Origin of the sequence: Marinobacter iranensis (genome assembly GCF_029207565.1) — a bacterium.
Lineage (GTDB): Bacteria > Pseudomonadota > Gammaproteobacteria > Pseudomonadales > Oleiphilaceae > Marinobacter > Marinobacter iranensis.
On record NZ_JANCMW010000017.1, the window covers coordinates 1 to 15979 of the forward strand.

A 15979-nucleotide genomic window follows, 5' to 3' on the forward strand; every position below is an offset into this window, starting at 1 on the left:
CCTAGCCTTCGGCTCTGCGAACACCTGGCAGGAGGACTTTCACCTCCCTAGTTCTGTGCCATGCCCGGCACACACGCTTTGGTTTAGCGGCGCACATGTAGCGCAGCGAAATGGGCGTCCGGTGTAGGGCCGGAGGCCCGGAACGTACTACAACAATTTGTTAAGTGATTCCAGGCTCTCAGGGCCGCCCTCCAATCGAACGCACTCAGCGGATTCTTGCTCCCATGGCGCGGCGGATGCTGTGTGGAGGTGAACAGAAACCCTTGATACGGCGAGTTCATCGAGCAAACCGGCTGGAACCCAAACCATCTCGGTGCCCCGCAGGCTATTTGGAACCGGACTCCCACAACTCGAACAGAAATCGCTCCGGAAACCACTTGGCTTTTGGTACGACCGGATCTCGCTTTGACCTGAGACCCAACGAAAATTAGAACTCTGCACAAACGTGGCAGCGTTAGCGGCAGCCCCTGTGGCTTTGCGGCATAGCGAGCAGTGACACTGATAGAGATTGCGTATCTCCCCATCAATTTCGAATTTCACGCTTCCGCAGAGACATTCACCTTGCATCGATCAATCCTTTGACACTTAACAGCGTATTATACGAACACGTTCGGATATCACCCGTTCGTATAACTCCAATTTTCAGCCGCCCTTCTGGTTCAAAAAACTGCTTAAGAACCAATAACTAACCAGAATCCACCACGGCTACCGCCGGAGTTATACGCCCTCCTTGGCCTGCAACATCCCCTTGAACAAGGGCGTATAACTCCACAATGCTCTAATGCAGCTTCAACAGTATCAAATACTTATAAGGGTTTCCCGCCCTTTCCCTGGAATTTTGCGAACCGGTTCGTATAACTCCGGCCTGCAGCGTCCGTTGACCTGGTAGCGCCTCCCCTTACACTGTATATAAAAACAGTGTAGAGGCAATAAAATGGATATGGACATCCCTCCGCCTATTCCAGCGCAACCAACTCGGTTCCTGGACAGACTTCGTAGCTTCATTCGCATGCGCGGCCTTGCCTATGCAACGGAAAAAACCTATGTGTTCTGGATAAAGCGCTTTATCCGTTTCCATGGCCGGAAGCACCCTGAAACAATGGGGTCAGCAGAAGTTGAAGCATTTCTTTCACACTTGGTGTTACAAGCCAATGCCAGTGTGGCAACCCAGAGAGGGGCTCTGAATGCACTGGTTTTTCTCTACCGGGAGTTCTTGGGTATTCCTCTGGACAATCTGAACTACGAAGCCGCTCGAAAACCCGCCAAACTGCCCACGGTGTTCAGCCCCGAGGAAGCAAAAGCGGCCATCAATAACCTGGAAGGGGAGTATCGGCTGATTGCCATGCTGATTTATGGTTCAGGCCTTCGTATTAACGAGGTCCTGCGACTGCGCGTGAAAGATGTTGATTTTGGCATGCAGCAGTTGGTGGTTCGCAGCGGCAAGGGCAATAAGGATCGAATTACCCTATTGCCTGATTCCCTGGTACAGCCCCTGACCAAGCAGATTGAAGCGGCCCTCCATCAGCATTCAAGTGACTTGGCCAAAGGATATGGCTCGGTATATACATGCTAGCCAGAACGGTTCAGAAAAACTTCCGCCTGGCGATTCGCTCTGCGGGGATTCGCAAACCCGCAAACAGCCATACCTTCAGGCACAGTTTCGCCACTCGCTTGCTGGAGGCTGGATATGACATTCGCACGATTCAGAAATTACTGGGCCATGCAGATATCCGCACCACCGAAATCTATACACACGTAGTCCGTAAAGGAGGCTTCGGCGTGCGTAGCCCGGTAGACGAAACCTTCTAACTTTCCCACCGACTTTCCGGAATGCGCTGCATGTGGATATGGCCTACAAGGCGGATGGTGGGGCGAACCAGAAACTGGAAGCTGCCTATGATGAACAGCCAGATGGCTGCTTTCTCGTATTCGGGAAACAGGAACAGGATGCTGCCCACCAGAAACCAGATGGCGATCAGAAAGTCATTGATAATGCTGAGCACCTCGTAGCGGCGCCGGATAATCAATTCTTCATGCCCCAACCGAAGGGTCAGTGGGCTGTCTGTGCGGTTTTCTGCCATTACGCATCCTGCTTCTGGTGGGTTTTGTTAAATTACTGCATATCTCCGTAGGCTGCATCGGTTCGTGCCGCCATGATGTAATCGTTTTTGTGCAGGCCACCGATCTTGTGGGTCCACCAGCGCACCGTCACTTTGCCGTATTCCAACAGGATGGCGGGATGGTGGTTCTCGGCTTCGGCCAGGTCGCCCACCTTGTTGGTGAATGCCTGGGCCTGGGCGAAGTTCTTGAGTTTGAACACTCGTTGTAGCTGTTCTTCTCCATCCAGTTCAACAACCTGCCATTCCGGCACGTCTTTACCCAAGGCCTGTTTCTCGTCTGCAGTAACCTGGGGTGCATCCGCGCTGCAGGCTTCGCAGCTTTGTTGCGTCAACTCACTCATTTCAACCTCCATGGTTGATGACTGTACTACAAGCGTGGGTTCATTCAGCCTCATTATCAACCCGGCGCTTGAAATCACCTGCCTTTCAGAATACTGTATATTTAAACAGTATATGAGAGTTTTCCATGAGCGAGATTCTGAACACGCTGATGCAGGATGCCCGTGTCTGGCAGGGCCACCAACATACCTGGACGACCCAGTCGGCGGAGCCTACAGGCTATCAGGTTCTGGACAACCAGCTCGGCGGTATTGGCTGGCCCAGGGGTGCGTTAAGTGAGTGTTTGCTGGACGAACCCGGCATTGGTGAATTACACCTGTTACTGCCCTTGATGCAACGGCTGTCTCACAGCGGCAAAACCGTATTCTGGCTGAATCCGCCTCACACGCCTTACGCCCCCGCCCTCGCACGGGAGGGTGTCAATCTGGACCAGGTGGTACTGATCAACACCGAAGACGAGGGTGATTTCCTGTGGACACTGGAAAACTGTCTGCGTTCGCCGGTAACCGGTTTGGTGATGGCCTGGCCCGGAAAACTGGCCGCGCGGAAAATCCGACGTTTGCAACTGGCAGCGGAGGCCGGCAGTAATGTATGCGTATTGTTCCGTGAACGCCGCTATGCCGAACAGAATTCCCCGGCAGCACTGCGGCTGGAACTCGCTCCCGGGGGCCAGCAGGATCTCAGGATCAATGTGCTCAAACGCCGCGGCAGTTGGCCGGGGCAACGCTGTTCACTCGCCATGGATCACCGGGCGGACCTGGCCTTCCAGGAGGCACCCCGTGTGGTTCAGGGCCCCTGGTCCGGCCGGGCCGGGTAAGGCCCGCCATGCTCTGGTTGTACCTGCACTTCCCTCACCTGTTGCTGGACCATATTCGCCGTTCCCGTGAAAGCCAGGGGGCACTGGCCGTTGTGGAAGGTTCCGGGCAGAAGGTCATCCAGGCCTGTCCGGAAGCACGGGCTCAGGGCGTGCGGGCCGGTATGCGCCTGAGAACCGCCATCAGCCTGGTGCCGGAGCTGGGCATGGTCAGGGCAGATCAGCAACAGGAAGCCCGGATATTGGAGGATCAGGCCCGCTGGCTGTATCGCTATGCGGCCCATATCGTACTGGTGCCCCCTGATGGCGTACTGGCGGAAGTCGGCAGCCTGCAACGGCTTTATGGCGGGCTGGCAGCCGTCTGGCAAACCGTGGAGCAGGGACTGAACGAACGCCAGCTTAATGCCTGGATTGCCATTGGCCATACGCCACTGGCGGCCCGGCTGATTGCCCGCACAGGCAAAGGCGAATGCACCGCAGACAAAGGCCATATCCTGCGCACGCTGGGGCAGATGTCACTGCTGGCTGCGGAGTTTGATGACAAGACCCGTGCCCGGCTGCAACGGATTGGGCTGAACACCCTCAGTGAAGTCCTTGCATTACCACCCAACGAACTGGCCCGCCGTTTATCACCGGAAACCCTGGCCCATGTGCAGAAAATCCAGGGGAACCGGGCGGATCCCCAAACACCCTGGCAACCACCCCACTACTTTCGTCAACAGGCGGACTTCGTACAGGAAATTGAGCAATCCCAGGGCCTGTTGTTTCCCCTGCAGCGCATCCTCTCTGAACTGGAGGAAGACCTGTGCTGGCGACAGCAGGATACCGACAGCCTGTTCCTCATCCTTCGGCACCGGCACGAAGAGCCCACCCGCTTGCGGATTCGCACTTCAGGCCCCGAACACCGGGCCGAGGCATTCCTGAATCTGATCCGCTTGCGGTTGGAGCAACATCCATTGAGAGCACCGGTGACATCGCTGGTGCTCTCGGTCAAGCGATTCCTGGGGCGGGAAGCTACCACTGGCCAGGATCTACTGGGTGAAACCCAGGACCTGAACGAAGCCTGGCACACCCTGATCAGCCGCCTGCAGGCACGGCTCGGTGACAGCGCCCTGCGGCAGTTATCACCGCAGGCGGATCATCGGCCCGAGCGTGCCTGGTCAGCCTCTGAGGTATTGCGCAGGCATAACATCCGGTTGCCGGATTACACCCAACTGCCCCGCCGCCCGTTATGGCTGCTTAAAGGCCCCCAGCCGCTGACGGAAACACCACCCGAATGGTTTTCAGGGCCAGAGCGTATCAGCGGGGGCTGGTGGGATGGCCAGCGGGTACACAGGGATTATTACATCGCACAACTTTCCACCGGCCAGCTTGCCTGGGTATTCAGGGATGTGCGGGATGACTGGTTTGTGCACGGGTGGTTTGGCTGATGAGCGGGTTTACCTACGCAGAACTGTTCTGCTTCAGCAACTTTACCTTTCTGACCGGGGCATCACATCCCCATGAGCTGGCAGAGCGGGCATTGGAGCTGGGTTATTCCGCACTGGCAATCACCGATGCCTGCTCTGTAGCCGGCATTCCCCGTGCCTGGGCCGCGCTTAAAGATAGCTCCGTAAAGTTGATCACCGGTAGTTGGTTTGAGCTTGAAGATGTTCCACCCGGAGCTGCTGTTCCACGCTTTATTCTTCTGGCGCGCACCCGCAAGGGGTATGGTCAGCTCTGCCAGTTGATCACCACCGGCCGCCGACGAGCTGAGAAAGGCCAGTACCAACTGTTCTTCCGGGATATTGAAACCCACGCCCTGGATGACTGCCTGTGCCTGTGGCTGCCGCCCCCACCCACCGAGGCGGATGCGGATCAGGCCCTGGCCTGCGGTGAATGGCTTCAACGCCTGTTTGACCCCAACCTCTGGATAGCCACTGCCCGCACTCTTGAGGCCGGAGAGGAACTGCAACTGGCACGTGTACGCTGGCTGGCTGAGCACTTGCGCTGCCCGGTCACCGCCACCGGCGAAGTACACATGCACAGCCGGGAACGCCAGCCACTGCAGGACGTGCTCACCGCCCTGCGCAACCACACCACCGTGGAAAATGCCGGCCACTGCCTGTTCCAGAACGGGGAACGCTACCTGCGACCCTTGCCGGTTCTGCAGCGCCTGTTTCCCGACACCTGGCTCAGGGAAACCCTGGTGATTGCCGGGCAATGCACTTTCAAACCCGGCAGCCTGCGGTACGAATACCCGCCGGACCTGGTACCGGACAATGAATCACCGGCAGCTTACCTGAAGCGGCTGACCCGCGAGGGCGAGCGCCGGCGCTATCCCGAAGGCACGCCCCTGAGTGTTCAGGGATTGATCCGCAAGGAGTTGGCGCTGATATCAGAGAGAAAGTACGAACACTACTTCCTCACCATCCAGGACATCGTCGCCTTTGCCCGCAGCAAGGGCATCCTGTGCCAGGGGCGGGGATCTGCGGCCAACTCCGCCGTGTGTTATTGCCTGGGAATCACCGAGGTCAATCCGGCACGGGTGGAACTGCTGTTCGAACGCTTCATCTCCAAAGACCGTGACGAACCACCCGATATCGATGTGGATTTCGAGCATGAACGGCGGGAGGAAGTCATTCAGTACATCTACCGGCGCTACAGCCGTGAACGAGCCGCCCTGGCCGCCACGGTGATCCGCTATCGGCCACGCAGTGCCATTCGTGATGTGGGGAAGGCTCTGGGTTTTGATCCGGCTATGGTGGAGCAGCTACTGGAAGGCATAGACTGGCGTGACAAGGCCAGCAATTGGCGCCAGCAGATTCTCGACAAGCGCCTGACCCGCAACCCGAAAGTCGCCGACCAGTTTTTTACCCTGGTCAACACCCTGCTCGGCTTTCCGCGCCATCTGTCCCAGCACGTGGGCGGCTTCGTGATCAGTGCCGGCCCGCTGGCCGAACTGGTCCCGGTGGAGAACGCCGCCATGGCAGATCGTACGGTCATCCAGTGGGATAAAGATGATCTGGAAAGCCTGGGCCTGATGAAAGTGGATGTGCTTGCCCTGGGCATGCTCACTGCCATCCGCAAGGCACTGGACCTGATCAGCAAGGAAAAGGGTACCCCCTTTACCATGCAGGCCATCCCCCAGGAAGACCCGGCCACCTATGCCATGCTCCAGAGGGGCGACAGCATTGGTGTCTTCCAGGTGGAATCCCGCGCCCAGATCAACATGCTGCCGCGCCTGAAGCCGGAAACCTGGTACGACCTGGTCATCGAGGTGGCCATTGTTCGCCCTGGCCCCATCCAGGGCGACATGGTTCACCCCTATTTGCGCCGCAAACATGGCCTTGAACCGGTCGACTACCCCAACGACGCGGTACGGAAGGTTCTTGAGCGGACTCTGGGTGTGCCCATCTTCCAGGAACAGGTGATCAAACTGGCCATGGTGGCCGCCGGTTTCTCTGCCGGTGAAGCCGATCAACTCCGCCGCGCCATGGCCGCCTGGAAGTCCCACGGTGACCTGACCCCCTTCCGGGACAAGCTCATTAACGGCATGCTGGAAAGGGGCCATGATGCCGATTTCGCCGAACGACTGTACCTGCAGATCTGCGGCTTCGGCGGCTATGGCTTCCCGGAATCCCACGCCGCCAGCTTTGCATTGCTGGTGTATGTGTCCTCTTGGATCAAGTGCCACTACCCGGCCGCCTTCTACTGTGCCCTGCTCAACAGCCAGCCCATGGGGTTCTACTCCCCGTCCCAACTGGTTCAGGATGCCCGCCGCCATGATGTTACCGTGCTACCGCCGGATGTGAATCACAGCCAGTGGGACCACACCCTCGAAGGCCCCGGTCGCCACCTGCGCCTGGGCCTGAGGCTGGTACAGGGCTTTTCCGCCAATGGTGCTGAGCGACTCTGCCAGCGGCGCCCGCCACAAGGTTACCAAACCACCGGCGAGCTCCGCCGCCTGGCGGGGCTGGACCAGCGGGCCATGGAACTCCTGGCCGGCGCCAACGCCATGCCCGACTTCACCGCCAATCGCCACCAGGCCTACTGGCAACTCCTTGGCCACGAGCAACCGGCGGAACTCTTTGCCGCCGAAAGCAGCGCGGAATACATACCGGACACAACCTGCGTACACCTGCCGGAACCCACGGAAGGCCAGAACGTCCTCGCCGACTACGCCAGCCAGGGCCTTACCCTGCAACGCCATCCACTGGCCCTGCTCCGTGAACAGGGCCACCTGAAGTTCTGCCTCAACGCCGAACAGCTCAGAACCACCAAAGCCGGAATTCCTGTCCAGGTCGCCGGCCTCGTCACCGGCCGTCAACGCCCCGGCTCCGCCTCCGGCGTCACTTTTGTCACCCTGGAAGACGAAACCGGCAACGTGAATGTGGTGGTGTGGCTGGAAACTGCGCGGCGGCAACGGAAGCCGTTGATAACCGCACGGTTGTTACATGTGAAGGGTGTGTTGGAGAGAGAGGGGGAGATTGTTCATGTGATGGCGGGGAGGTTGTCGGATTTGAGCCATTTGATTGAGGCGTTGCCGGTTAGTTCGCGGGATTTTCATTAGTTTGTCGGATTACGGCTTCGCCTAATCCGACCTACGGTAAAGGGATGGGGTATTAAGCGGTAACTGTGGAGTTCGAAGCGCCATTGCGGAGGCCCTTTCCAGGAATGTCTCCGGCCACGGATGGCCGGAGTCAAGCGCACATGGATGTGCTCGTAGCGTTTCCTGGAAAGGGCCTCCGCAATGGCGCCACCACCAAAATTCACAGGCTACAAAACAAGAAAACCCCGCAAAAGCGGGGTCTCCTTATTCACTAGAGTGAAACGATCAGCTAAGCAGCTTGATCATCACACCCGCAGCCACCGCAGAGCCGATAACGCCGGCCACGTTCGGGCCCATGGCGTGCATCAACAGGAAGTTATGCGGATTGGCTTCCAGGCCCACCTTGTTGGATACCCGCGCTGCCATCGGCACTGCGGATACGCCGGCAGAACCAATCAGCGGGTTGATAGGCTCCTTGGTGAAGCGGTTCATCAGCTTCGCCATCAGAACACCACAGGCTGTACCTACACCGAACGCTACAATACCCAGGCCCAGGATACCCAGCGTCTGGGCGTCCAGGAACTTATCGGCCATCAGCTTCGAGCCCACGGACAGGCCCAGGAAAATGGTCGTGATATTGATCAGTGCATTCTGCGCTGTGTCGCTCAGGCGCTCGACCACGCCACATTCGCGCATCAGGTTACCGAAGCAGAACATACCCAGAAGCGGCGCGGCATCCGGCAGGAACAGAACCACGGCAATCAACACGACCAACGGGAACACGATTTTTTCTTTCTTGCTCACCGGGCGGAGCTGGGACATTTTGATAGCCCGCTCTTTCTGGCTGGTCAGCGCCTTCATGATCGGCGGCTGGATCATCGGAACCATCGCCATGTAGGCGTAGGCCGAAACGGCGATCGCTCCAAGAAGGTGCGGCGCCAGAACACTGGACACGTAGATGGACGTAGGACCATCCGCACCACCGATAATACCGACCGCGGCGGCTTCGAGGATGGTGAAATCCAGGACACCCAGCCAATCGAGCAGTGCGGCACCCAGAACGGTTCCGAAGATACCGAACTGAGCCGCGGCGCCGAGCAGCATCGTCTTGGGATTGGCCAACAGCGGGCCAAAGTCCGTCATCGCGCCGACACCCATGAAAATCACCAGTGGGCCAATGGTGCTGCCGATAACCACCGAGTAGAAGTTATACAACATGCCATGACCATAACCGAAGTCCTGGGCAATGGAGTTTGCCATCGCCATTTCAGAGTAGCTGGCTTCTTTGACAGCAACCTTGAAGGCTTCTTTCAGCTCAGGCGTTACAGCCTGGCCGGCCTGGTAGACAACATCCAGCGGCGCAGCCAGCGCGGCCAGCACCTGCGTAGCGTCACTCCTCAGGGCGAAATGGATCGCATTTTCCGCCGCAGTCAGGGCCAGCCCTGCCTCCGGAATATTCGCCAGGATGCCGCCGAACCCGATGGGCACCAGCAGCAGCGGCTCAAAACCCTTGCGAATCGCAAGGAACAGAAGAAGAAGGCCAATGGCGATCATGATCACCTGGCCGATCTCTATATTGAACAGGCCACTACCTGTCCAGAGCGTCAGTAATTTATCCATGGAATGCTGGCCCTTATGCGATTGTCAGCATTTCATCATCAGGGGAGACGGCATCACCGACCTTGATGAAGACTTCGCCGATGGTACCGGCTTTCGGTGCTCGAACCTCGGTTTCCATTTTCATGGCTTCGAGAATGATCAGCACATCGCCCTCTTCCACAGCATCGCCGGGGGAAACCAGAACCTTGAAGATATTGCCGCCCAGCGGCGCCACCAAAGGCTCACCTTCACCCGCCGGTGCAGGAGTGGAAGCGGCAGCCGGTGCAGACGCAGCGCCGCCCTCACCCTGGAGCTGGGTAATTTCGCCACCTTCAGACACAGCAACTACAAATTTCTTGCCGTTCACTTCAACCGTGTAGGTTTCCGGGCCACCCGCTTTTTTCGCAGGCGCCGCGTCTGCAGCGGTCGGAACGGGCTCAAAGGCATCCGGATTGTCGCGGTTTTCCAGGAACTTGAGGCCAATCTGCGGGAACAAGGCGTAGGTCAGCACATCGTCGACAGCGTTGTCAGCCAGTTTGATGCCCTTCTCGTCCGCCAGCTTCTTCAGCTCGTCGGTCAGCTTGTCCATTTCCGGTTCAATCAGATCGGCCGGCCGGCAGGTAATCGCCTCCTTGCCATCCAGAACCCGCTCTTGCAGTTCCTTGTTAAACGAGGATGGTGCAGAGCCGTACTCGCCCTTCAGGATTGCAGAGGTTTCCTTGGAGATGGACTTGTAGCGCTCTCCTGTCAGAACGTTCAATACCGCCTGAGTACCAACAATTTGGGAGGTTGGAGTCACTAGCGGGATGTAACCCAGATCTTCCCGTACCTTGGGAATCTCAGCCAGCACCTCGTCAAACTTGTCGCTGGCGTTCTGCTCTCTCAGTTGGTTTTCCATGTTGGTCAGCATGCCACCCGGAACCTGAGCAATCAGAATGCGGGAATCGGTACCCCGGAGGCTGCCTTCAAACCTTGCATACTTCTTACGAACTTCGCGGAAGTAGCTGGCAATTTCTTCCAGCAGGTTCAGATCAAGGCCGGTGTCGCGGTCTGTACCTTCAAGAATGGCAACAACCGCCTCGGTGGGAGAATGACCATAGGTCATGCTCATGGAGGAAATCGCGGTATCAACGTTATCAATACCGGCTTCCGCTGCCTTGATGGCGGTGGCCGTAGACATGCCAGTCGTTGCGTGGCACTGCATGTGAATCGGAATGTCCAACTCTTTCTTCAGGCGGCTGACCAGATCGAAAGCCACATACGGCTTGAGAATGCCCGCCATGTCCTTGATGGCAATGGAATCGGCACCCATGGAGGCGATTTCCTTGGCCAGCTCAACCCACATTTCAATGGTGTGAACAGGGCTTGTGGTGTAGGAAATGGTGCCCTGGGCGTGTTTGCCAGTCTTGCGAACAGCCTTGATGGCGGTATCCAGGTTGCGCGGGTCGTTCATCGCGTCAAAAATCCGGAATACGTCTACGCCGTTTTCGGCGGCACGATCAACAAAGCGCTCAACCACATCATCCGCATAGTGCCGGTAGCCCAACAGATTCTGGCCGCGCAGGAGCATTTGCTGCGGCGTGTTGGGCATGGCTTTTTTCAGTTCGCGGATACGCTCCCATGGATCCTCACCCAGGTAGCGAATGCAGGAGTCAAAAGTGGCTCCACCCCAGGATTCCAGAGACCAGAAGCCTACCTTGTCCAGCTTCTCGGCAATGGGCAGCATATCGTCAAGCCGCATGCGGGTGGCCAGCAGGGACTGGTGGGCGTCACGCAAAATAACGTCCGTAATCCCCAGCGGTTTCTTTGAGTCAGTCATCGTGTCAGCCTTCTGTTTAAAGGTTCTAATCTGTCTGCCAGGTCACTTCTTGTGGCGTGACCGGTACTGTGCAATCGCTTTTTTAATCGCTTCAGCGGTGTCAGGATCAACCGACGATGGCGCTGAAGGCTTTGCACGTGGAGTTCGGACCGGGGCAGCGGGTTCAGGTGCGCCGAACCGGTGGACCAGCTTTGACATGAGCAGGGTTGCAAACACCAGTACGACCAGGAATGCGAAGACAAACCCCATGCCTGCGACCATCAGATCGATGGCTTGTGACATCAGCTCATTCATAACGAATAGCTACCTGTATTGAGTTGTTGATTTTCCCGAGCCGCTGGCCAGGCCCCGCCAAGAGCGTGGTTTTACCTGTCATCCAGGCAGTTCGGGGGGCAAAATCCCGCGTAATTTACCGTTTTCCGACTCACTGAGCAACCTAATTGCAGGTTTCAATAAGTGGTTACCGAGCGCCCTGGCCCATATTGACGGGCCCGGGACAGGCAAAAGTGATTCTCATTTATGCATAACGTACACGCATTTTCCGGCCCTTGATGCGACCCTGTTCCAGCCTTTTCAGCGCCGTCGGCGCCGAGGCCTTCTCGACAGCAACAAAACACTGAAAATCAAAGAGATCAATCTTGCCCACCGCCTTGCCGGAAAGCCCGGCCTCACCCGTTAGCGCGCCAAGAACATCGCCAGGCCTGACCTTGTCTTTGCGCCCCCCTGCGATACACAGGGTTTTCATGGCAGGGGCCAATGGCCGCAGTGGCGTCGCCATCAACTTGCCCGTGTCGCCCCACACTACTGCCTGCTGGCGACCGGCTTCCAGCCGGTTGATCTTGTGGGCCTGGGAGGGCGTGCAAAAAGTCACGGCCAGGCCCTGCTCCCCTGCCCGGCCCGTGCGCCCGACACGATGTGTATGCACTTCCGGGTCCCGGGCAGGCTCCACGTTCACCACCAGCGGCAGGGATTTGATATCCAGGCCACGGGCAGCCACATCGGTCGCCACAAGCACCGAGCAGCTCTGGTTGCCAAAGCGGACCAGAACGCTGTCCCGATCCCTTTGCTCCAGGTCACCGTGAAGGGGCAAGGCAGCGAATCCCAAGCCATTCAGTTCAGTGGCCACCTCATCGCACTGTTGCTTCCTGGTGCAGAAAGCAATACACGAAGCAGGCTGGTGTAAGGAGAGTAAAGCGGCCAGGGCCTGAACCTGCTGCCCTGGCGCGATTTCATAGAACCTTTCGGTAATGTCGGAGTCCACTGCCTGGCTATCAATCCGGACATCCGCCGGCTTGTTCTGGTATTGCTCGCTGAGTTTGCGGATATTTTCCGGCCAGGTGGCGGAGAACATCAGGGTCTGCCTTTTTGAAGGCGCCTGGCTGATGATGTCTTCCACCGCGTCCTGGAAGCCCATATCCAGCATCCGGTCGGCCTCGTCCAGAACCAGGGTTTTGAGCTGATCCAGCTTCAAGGTTCCCTTGCGAAGATGATCCTGAATCCGTCCCGGGGTTCCCACCACGATATGGGCGCCGTGGCTGAGCGAGCCAATCTGTGGGCCGATAGACACTCCACCGCAGAGGGACAGGATCTTCACGTTCTCCCGGGCAACCGCCAGTTCACGCAGGGATTTGGCCACCTGGTCCGCCAGCTCACGCGTGGGACAAAGCACCAACCCCTGCACCGCAAACCGGCGCGGGTCCAGCCTCTCCACCAGACCGATACCAAACGCCGCCGTCTTGCCACTCCCGGTCTGCGCCAGGGCGATCAGATCCCGACCTTCCATGGCATGGGGCAAGGCGCCGGACTGGATCGGCGTGGGGTTTTCAAAGCCAAGCCTCGACAGGTTCGCGAGCATTGGCTCGGAAAGGCCCAATTGACTGAATGACGACATAGAAGGAATACCCGGGGACAGATAAATGAAGGATGGGTTCGACCGGCAGCGATGCGGGCGTATACTTGGTGCCAAGTTTACCAGAAATAGCAGACAGTCACGGAGCAGTTAATGCCATCACTACAGGATCAGTTGTTAAAGGCCGGCCTGGCCGATGAGAAAAAGGCCAAGGCCATTCGCAACGAGAAGCACAAGAAGCGTAAGCAGCAACCCAAGGGGGCCGCTGAGGTCAACGAGGCAGAAATCCGGGCTCGCCAGGCACGGGAAGAAAAGGCGGAACGGGACCGGCAGTTAAACCTTGAGCGCCAGAAGCAGGCCGAGAAAAAGGCCATCCAGGCCCAGATCCGGCAATTGGTGGAGACTAACCGCCTGGACCGGTCCCGTGGTGAGACTTCGTACCAGTTCGTGCACGACAAGAAGATCAAGAAGGTCTTTGTGGACGACACCATGGTTGACCAGCTTTCCCGGGGACGACTGGCCATCGTGTTTGTGAACGATGCCTATGAGATTGTCGCCGAAGGTGTGGCACGGAAGATCATGGAGCGGGATGAAAGTGCCGTTGTGGTATTGCACGATCGCAAGAGCGATGACCAGGGTGATGATGACCCTTATGCAGGTTATGAGATTCCAGATGATTTGATGTGGTAAAGCAACAAAAAACCCCGCTCAAGGGCGGGGTTCTTCGTTTGATATGGCGCGGCTGGGAGGATTCGAACCTCCGACCGCCTGGTTCGTAGCCAGGTACTCTATCCAGCTGAGCTACAGCCGCTTGAAAACGGTTACTACTGAAAGCGGAAGTGTATTGAATTAAGTGGCGCGGCTGGGAGGATTCGAACCTCCGACCGCCTGGTTCGTAGCCAGGTACTCTATCCAGCTGAGCTACAGCCGCGCATTCATACTTCCAGATCCAGCAGTGTTCTCTTACTTCTCCGAAAAGAATGGCGGAGAGGGAGGGATTCGAACCCTCGATACGCGCAATGCGTATGGCTCCTTAGCAGGGAGCTGGTTTCAGCCACTCACCCACCTCTCCTTGAGAACGGGGCGTATACTACCATAATTTTTCTGATTTCATAGGGTTGACACGAGTTTTTTCAAACCGCGCTCCTGTGGGCACAGAAAAGCCAATCCGGGGACACAAAAAAGCCGTTCGGGTTTCCCTCGAACGGCTTTTTGTCACTCTCAGCTATTACCGGGCTCCGGCTCTTCAGAGCCTTTCTCGCTCTGTATACGCTGATAGATTTCTTCACGGTGAACCGCCACTTCTTTGGGGGCGTTTACACCGATGCGTACCTGGTTCCCCTTTACCCCAAGCACGGTGACGGTGATTTCATCACCGACCATCAGGGTTTCGCCAACACGGCGGGTCAATATCAACATGTCCTTTACTCCCTTATCCAGAGCTACCTGTTCCGACAAATGTATACTGCTTACTTTTATAGTGGGATCACTTGCCGATATCAAAAGCCGCATAATCACTTATACGCAACTGTCAAAGCAAAAGCCTGCAAATGACGCCCTTTTTTACGGAAAACCCGGGCAAACCGACCTGTTTGTCCGCAAACCTCAGGCTTCCTCTACCCCGGGCTTGTCCAGTTCGAAGGCACTATGGAGTGCCCGAACGGCCAGCTCAAGATATTTTTCGTCAATCACCACCGAAATTTTAATCTCGGACGTGGAGATCATCAGAATATTGATTCCCTCATTGGACAGCGCCGCGAACATTTTAGTTGCAACACCGGCGTGCGAACGCATGCCTACACCCACGATGCTCACCTTGGCAATCTTGCTGTCGCCACTGACTTCCCTGGCATTAAGTTCTTCCGATACTTTCTGGAGAACCGCATGGGCCCGTTTGAAGTCGTTACGATGCACGGTAAAGGTGAAATCCGTACGGTTGTCCGCCCCCACGTTCTGAACAATCATGTCCACTTCGATGTTGGCATCGCTGACCGGCTGGAGAATACGCAACGCACTGCCCGGTGTATCCGGCACACCGGCAATCGTCAGCTTGGCTTCATCACGGTTAAAGGCTATGCCGGAGACGACCGGTTGTTCCATGGCGTTTTCATCCTCAAGAGTAATCAGGGTACCTTCGCCTTCCTGGAAGCTGGAAAGAACCCTTAAAGGAACATTGTATTTACCTGCAAATTCCACTGAGCGAATCTGAAGAACCTTGGAGCCAAGACTGGCCATCTCGATCATTTCTTCAAAGGTAATCCGCTCCAGCCGTCGTGCACTGTCGACCACCCGTGGATCAGTCGTATAAACACCGTCCACATCAGTGTAGATCTGACATTCGTCAGCCTTCAATGCGGCGGCGAGGGCAACGGCTGTGGTATCCGACCCGCCACGGCCCAGGGTGGTGATGCTGCCGTTCTCGTCGATGCCCTGAAAACCCGCAACCACAACCACGCGGCCGGCGTTGAGGTCTTCCCTCATGCGCTGCTCATCAATCTGCTTGATGCGCGCCTTGGTGTGGGTGCTATCAGTCAGAATCCGCACCTGGGCACCGGTGTAGGAGCGCGCATCGCAGCCGCGTTTCTGCAAGGCCATGGACAACAGGGCAATGGTCACCTGCTCACCGGTGGAGACCAGCACGTCCATTTCCCGGGGCGTGGGCTCTTCCATGATCTCGTTGGCCAGACCAATCAGGCGGTTGGTCTCACCACTCATGGCAGACACCACAACCACCACGTCGTGACCTTCCTTGCGGAAGCGGCAGACTTTTTCAGCAACCGCTTCAATCCTTTCGGTGGTGCCTACCGAGGTACCACCAAATTTCTGAACCAAGAGCGCCATTTCTTTCCCGATACCAAACGTGGACAAACGGCAGGGCATTGCCCTGCCTCAGACAAGCAAACGGGCG

Annotated in this window: 15 protein-coding genes and 3 tRNA genes; 6 read left to right on the forward strand and 12 right to left on the reverse strand. The window is 57.3% G+C overall.

Annotation, left to right across the window (positions count from 1 at the left end; genetic code table 11):
* Positions 1 to 147: 147 nt before the first annotated feature.
* Entirely contained in the window at positions 148 to 567 is a 420-nt protein-coding gene (locus NLU14_RS23140; protein WP_420845082.1) for a GFA family protein, read from the reverse strand.
* Positions 568 to 934: 367 nt separating this feature from the next.
* Between NLU14_RS23140 and NLU14_RS19855 the strand changes: the two genes are divergently transcribed.
* A complete protein-coding gene (locus NLU14_RS19855) occupies positions 935 to 1573 on the forward strand; it encodes a phage integrase N-terminal SAM-like domain-containing protein (RefSeq protein ID WP_420845083.1) in 639 nt (212 codons plus the stop codon).
* Positions 1567 to 1809 carry a tyrosine-type recombinase/integrase gene (locus NLU14_RS23145; RefSeq protein ID WP_420845084.1) on the forward strand — a complete coding sequence of 81 codons (243 nt, stop codon included), beginning with the start codon at positions 1567 to 1569 and terminating at the stop codon, positions 1807 to 1809. Before NLU14_RS19855 ends, NLU14_RS23145 begins: the two co-directional genes overlap by 7 nt.
* Here the strand turns inward: NLU14_RS23145 and NLU14_RS19860 are convergent.
* Both NLU14_RS19860 and NLU14_RS19865 read right to left on the reverse strand, forming a co-directional pair.
* Positions 1806 to 2081: a YrhK family protein gene (locus NLU14_RS19860; RefSeq protein WP_275709853.1), complete on the reverse strand. Its 276-nt coding sequence runs from the start codon at positions 2079 to 2081 to the stop codon at positions 1806 to 1808. The two genes, NLU14_RS23145 and NLU14_RS19860, sit on opposite strands and share 4 nt — an antisense overlap.
* A gap of 32 nt (positions 2082 to 2113) precedes the next feature.
* Complete coding sequence (locus NLU14_RS19865) at positions 2114 to 2461, reverse strand: 4a-hydroxytetrahydrobiopterin dehydratase (protein WP_275709855.1); 348 nt, start codon at positions 2459 to 2461, stop codon at positions 2114 to 2116.
* A gap of 125 nt (positions 2462 to 2586) precedes the next feature.
* On the opposite strand from NLU14_RS19865, the gene imuA reads away from it, so the two are divergent.
* The 3 genes from imuA to NLU14_RS19880 are packed head-to-tail and all read left to right on the forward strand — an operon-like array spanning position 2587 to position 7825.
* Complete coding sequence (gene imuA / locus NLU14_RS19870; protein ID WP_275709857.1) at positions 2587 to 3276, forward strand: translesion DNA synthesis-associated protein ImuA; 690 nt, start codon at positions 2587 to 2589, stop codon at positions 3274 to 3276.
* A gap of 8 nt (positions 3277 to 3284) precedes the next feature.
* Positions 3285 to 4703 (forward strand): Y-family DNA polymerase, encoded by a 1419-nt coding sequence (locus NLU14_RS19875; protein ID WP_275709859.1) that lies wholly within the window; start codon positions 3285 to 3287, stop codon positions 4701 to 4703.
* Positions 4703 to 7825, forward strand: a complete 3123-nt coding sequence (locus NLU14_RS19880; RefSeq protein WP_275709861.1) for an error-prone DNA polymerase — start codon at positions 4703 to 4705, stop codon at positions 7823 to 7825. Before NLU14_RS19875 ends, NLU14_RS19880 begins: the two co-directional genes overlap by 1 nt.
* A 264-nt stretch (positions 7826 to 8089) precedes the next feature.
* Here the strand turns inward: NLU14_RS19880 and NLU14_RS19885 are convergent, their stop codons facing one another.
* From NLU14_RS19885 to dbpA, 4 genes are all read right to left on the reverse strand, one after another.
* Positions 8090 to 9424, reverse strand: coding sequence for a sodium ion-translocating decarboxylase subunit beta (locus NLU14_RS19885; RefSeq protein WP_275709863.1), 1335 nt, complete (start codon positions 9422 to 9424; stop codon positions 8090 to 8092).
* Positions 9425 to 9437: 13 nt separating this feature from the next.
* On the reverse strand, positions 9438 to 11222 hold the full coding sequence (gene oadA, locus NLU14_RS19890) for a sodium-extruding oxaloacetate decarboxylase subunit alpha (RefSeq protein WP_275709865.1): 1785 nt from the start codon (positions 11220 to 11222) through the stop codon (positions 9438 to 9440).
* Positions 11223 to 11264: 42 nt separating this feature from the next.
* On the reverse strand, positions 11265 to 11516 hold the full coding sequence (locus tag NLU14_RS19895; protein WP_275709867.1) for an OadG family protein: 252 nt from the start codon (positions 11514 to 11516) through the stop codon (positions 11265 to 11267).
* Between the two features lie 223 nt (positions 11517 to 11739).
* On the reverse strand, positions 11740 to 13113 hold the full coding sequence (gene dbpA / locus NLU14_RS19900; protein WP_275709869.1) for an ATP-dependent RNA helicase DbpA: 1374 nt from the start codon (positions 13111 to 13113) through the stop codon (positions 11740 to 11742).
* Positions 13114 to 13224: 111 nt separating this feature from the next.
* On the opposite strand from dbpA, the gene NLU14_RS19905 reads away from it, so the two are divergent.
* On the forward strand, positions 13225 to 13761 hold the full coding sequence (locus NLU14_RS19905) for a DUF2058 domain-containing protein (RefSeq protein ID WP_275709871.1): 537 nt from the start codon (positions 13225 to 13227) through the stop codon (positions 13759 to 13761).
* A gap of 44 nt (positions 13762 to 13805) precedes the next feature.
* Here NLU14_RS19905 and NLU14_RS19910 read toward each other — a convergent pair.
* From NLU14_RS19910 to NLU14_RS19930, 5 genes are all read right to left on the reverse strand, one after another.
* Positions 13806 to 13882: transfer RNA gene (locus tag NLU14_RS19910), tRNA-Arg, on the reverse strand.
* Positions 13883 to 13925: 43 nt separating this feature from the next.
* Positions 13926 to 14002, reverse strand: a tRNA-Arg gene (locus NLU14_RS19915).
* Positions 14003 to 14052: 50 nt separating this feature from the next.
* Positions 14053 to 14143: transfer RNA gene (locus NLU14_RS19920), tRNA-Ser, on the reverse strand.
* A gap of 149 nt (positions 14144 to 14292) precedes the next feature.
* Entirely contained in the window at positions 14293 to 14490 is a 198-nt protein-coding gene (csrA, locus tag NLU14_RS19925) for a carbon storage regulator CsrA (RefSeq protein ID WP_007155535.1), read from the reverse strand.
* Positions 14491 to 14676: 186 nt separating this feature from the next.
* Entirely contained in the window at positions 14677 to 15912 is a 1236-nt protein-coding gene (locus tag NLU14_RS19930) for an aspartate kinase (protein ID WP_275709873.1), read from the reverse strand.
* Between the last annotated feature and the right edge of the window lie 67 nt (positions 15913 to 15979).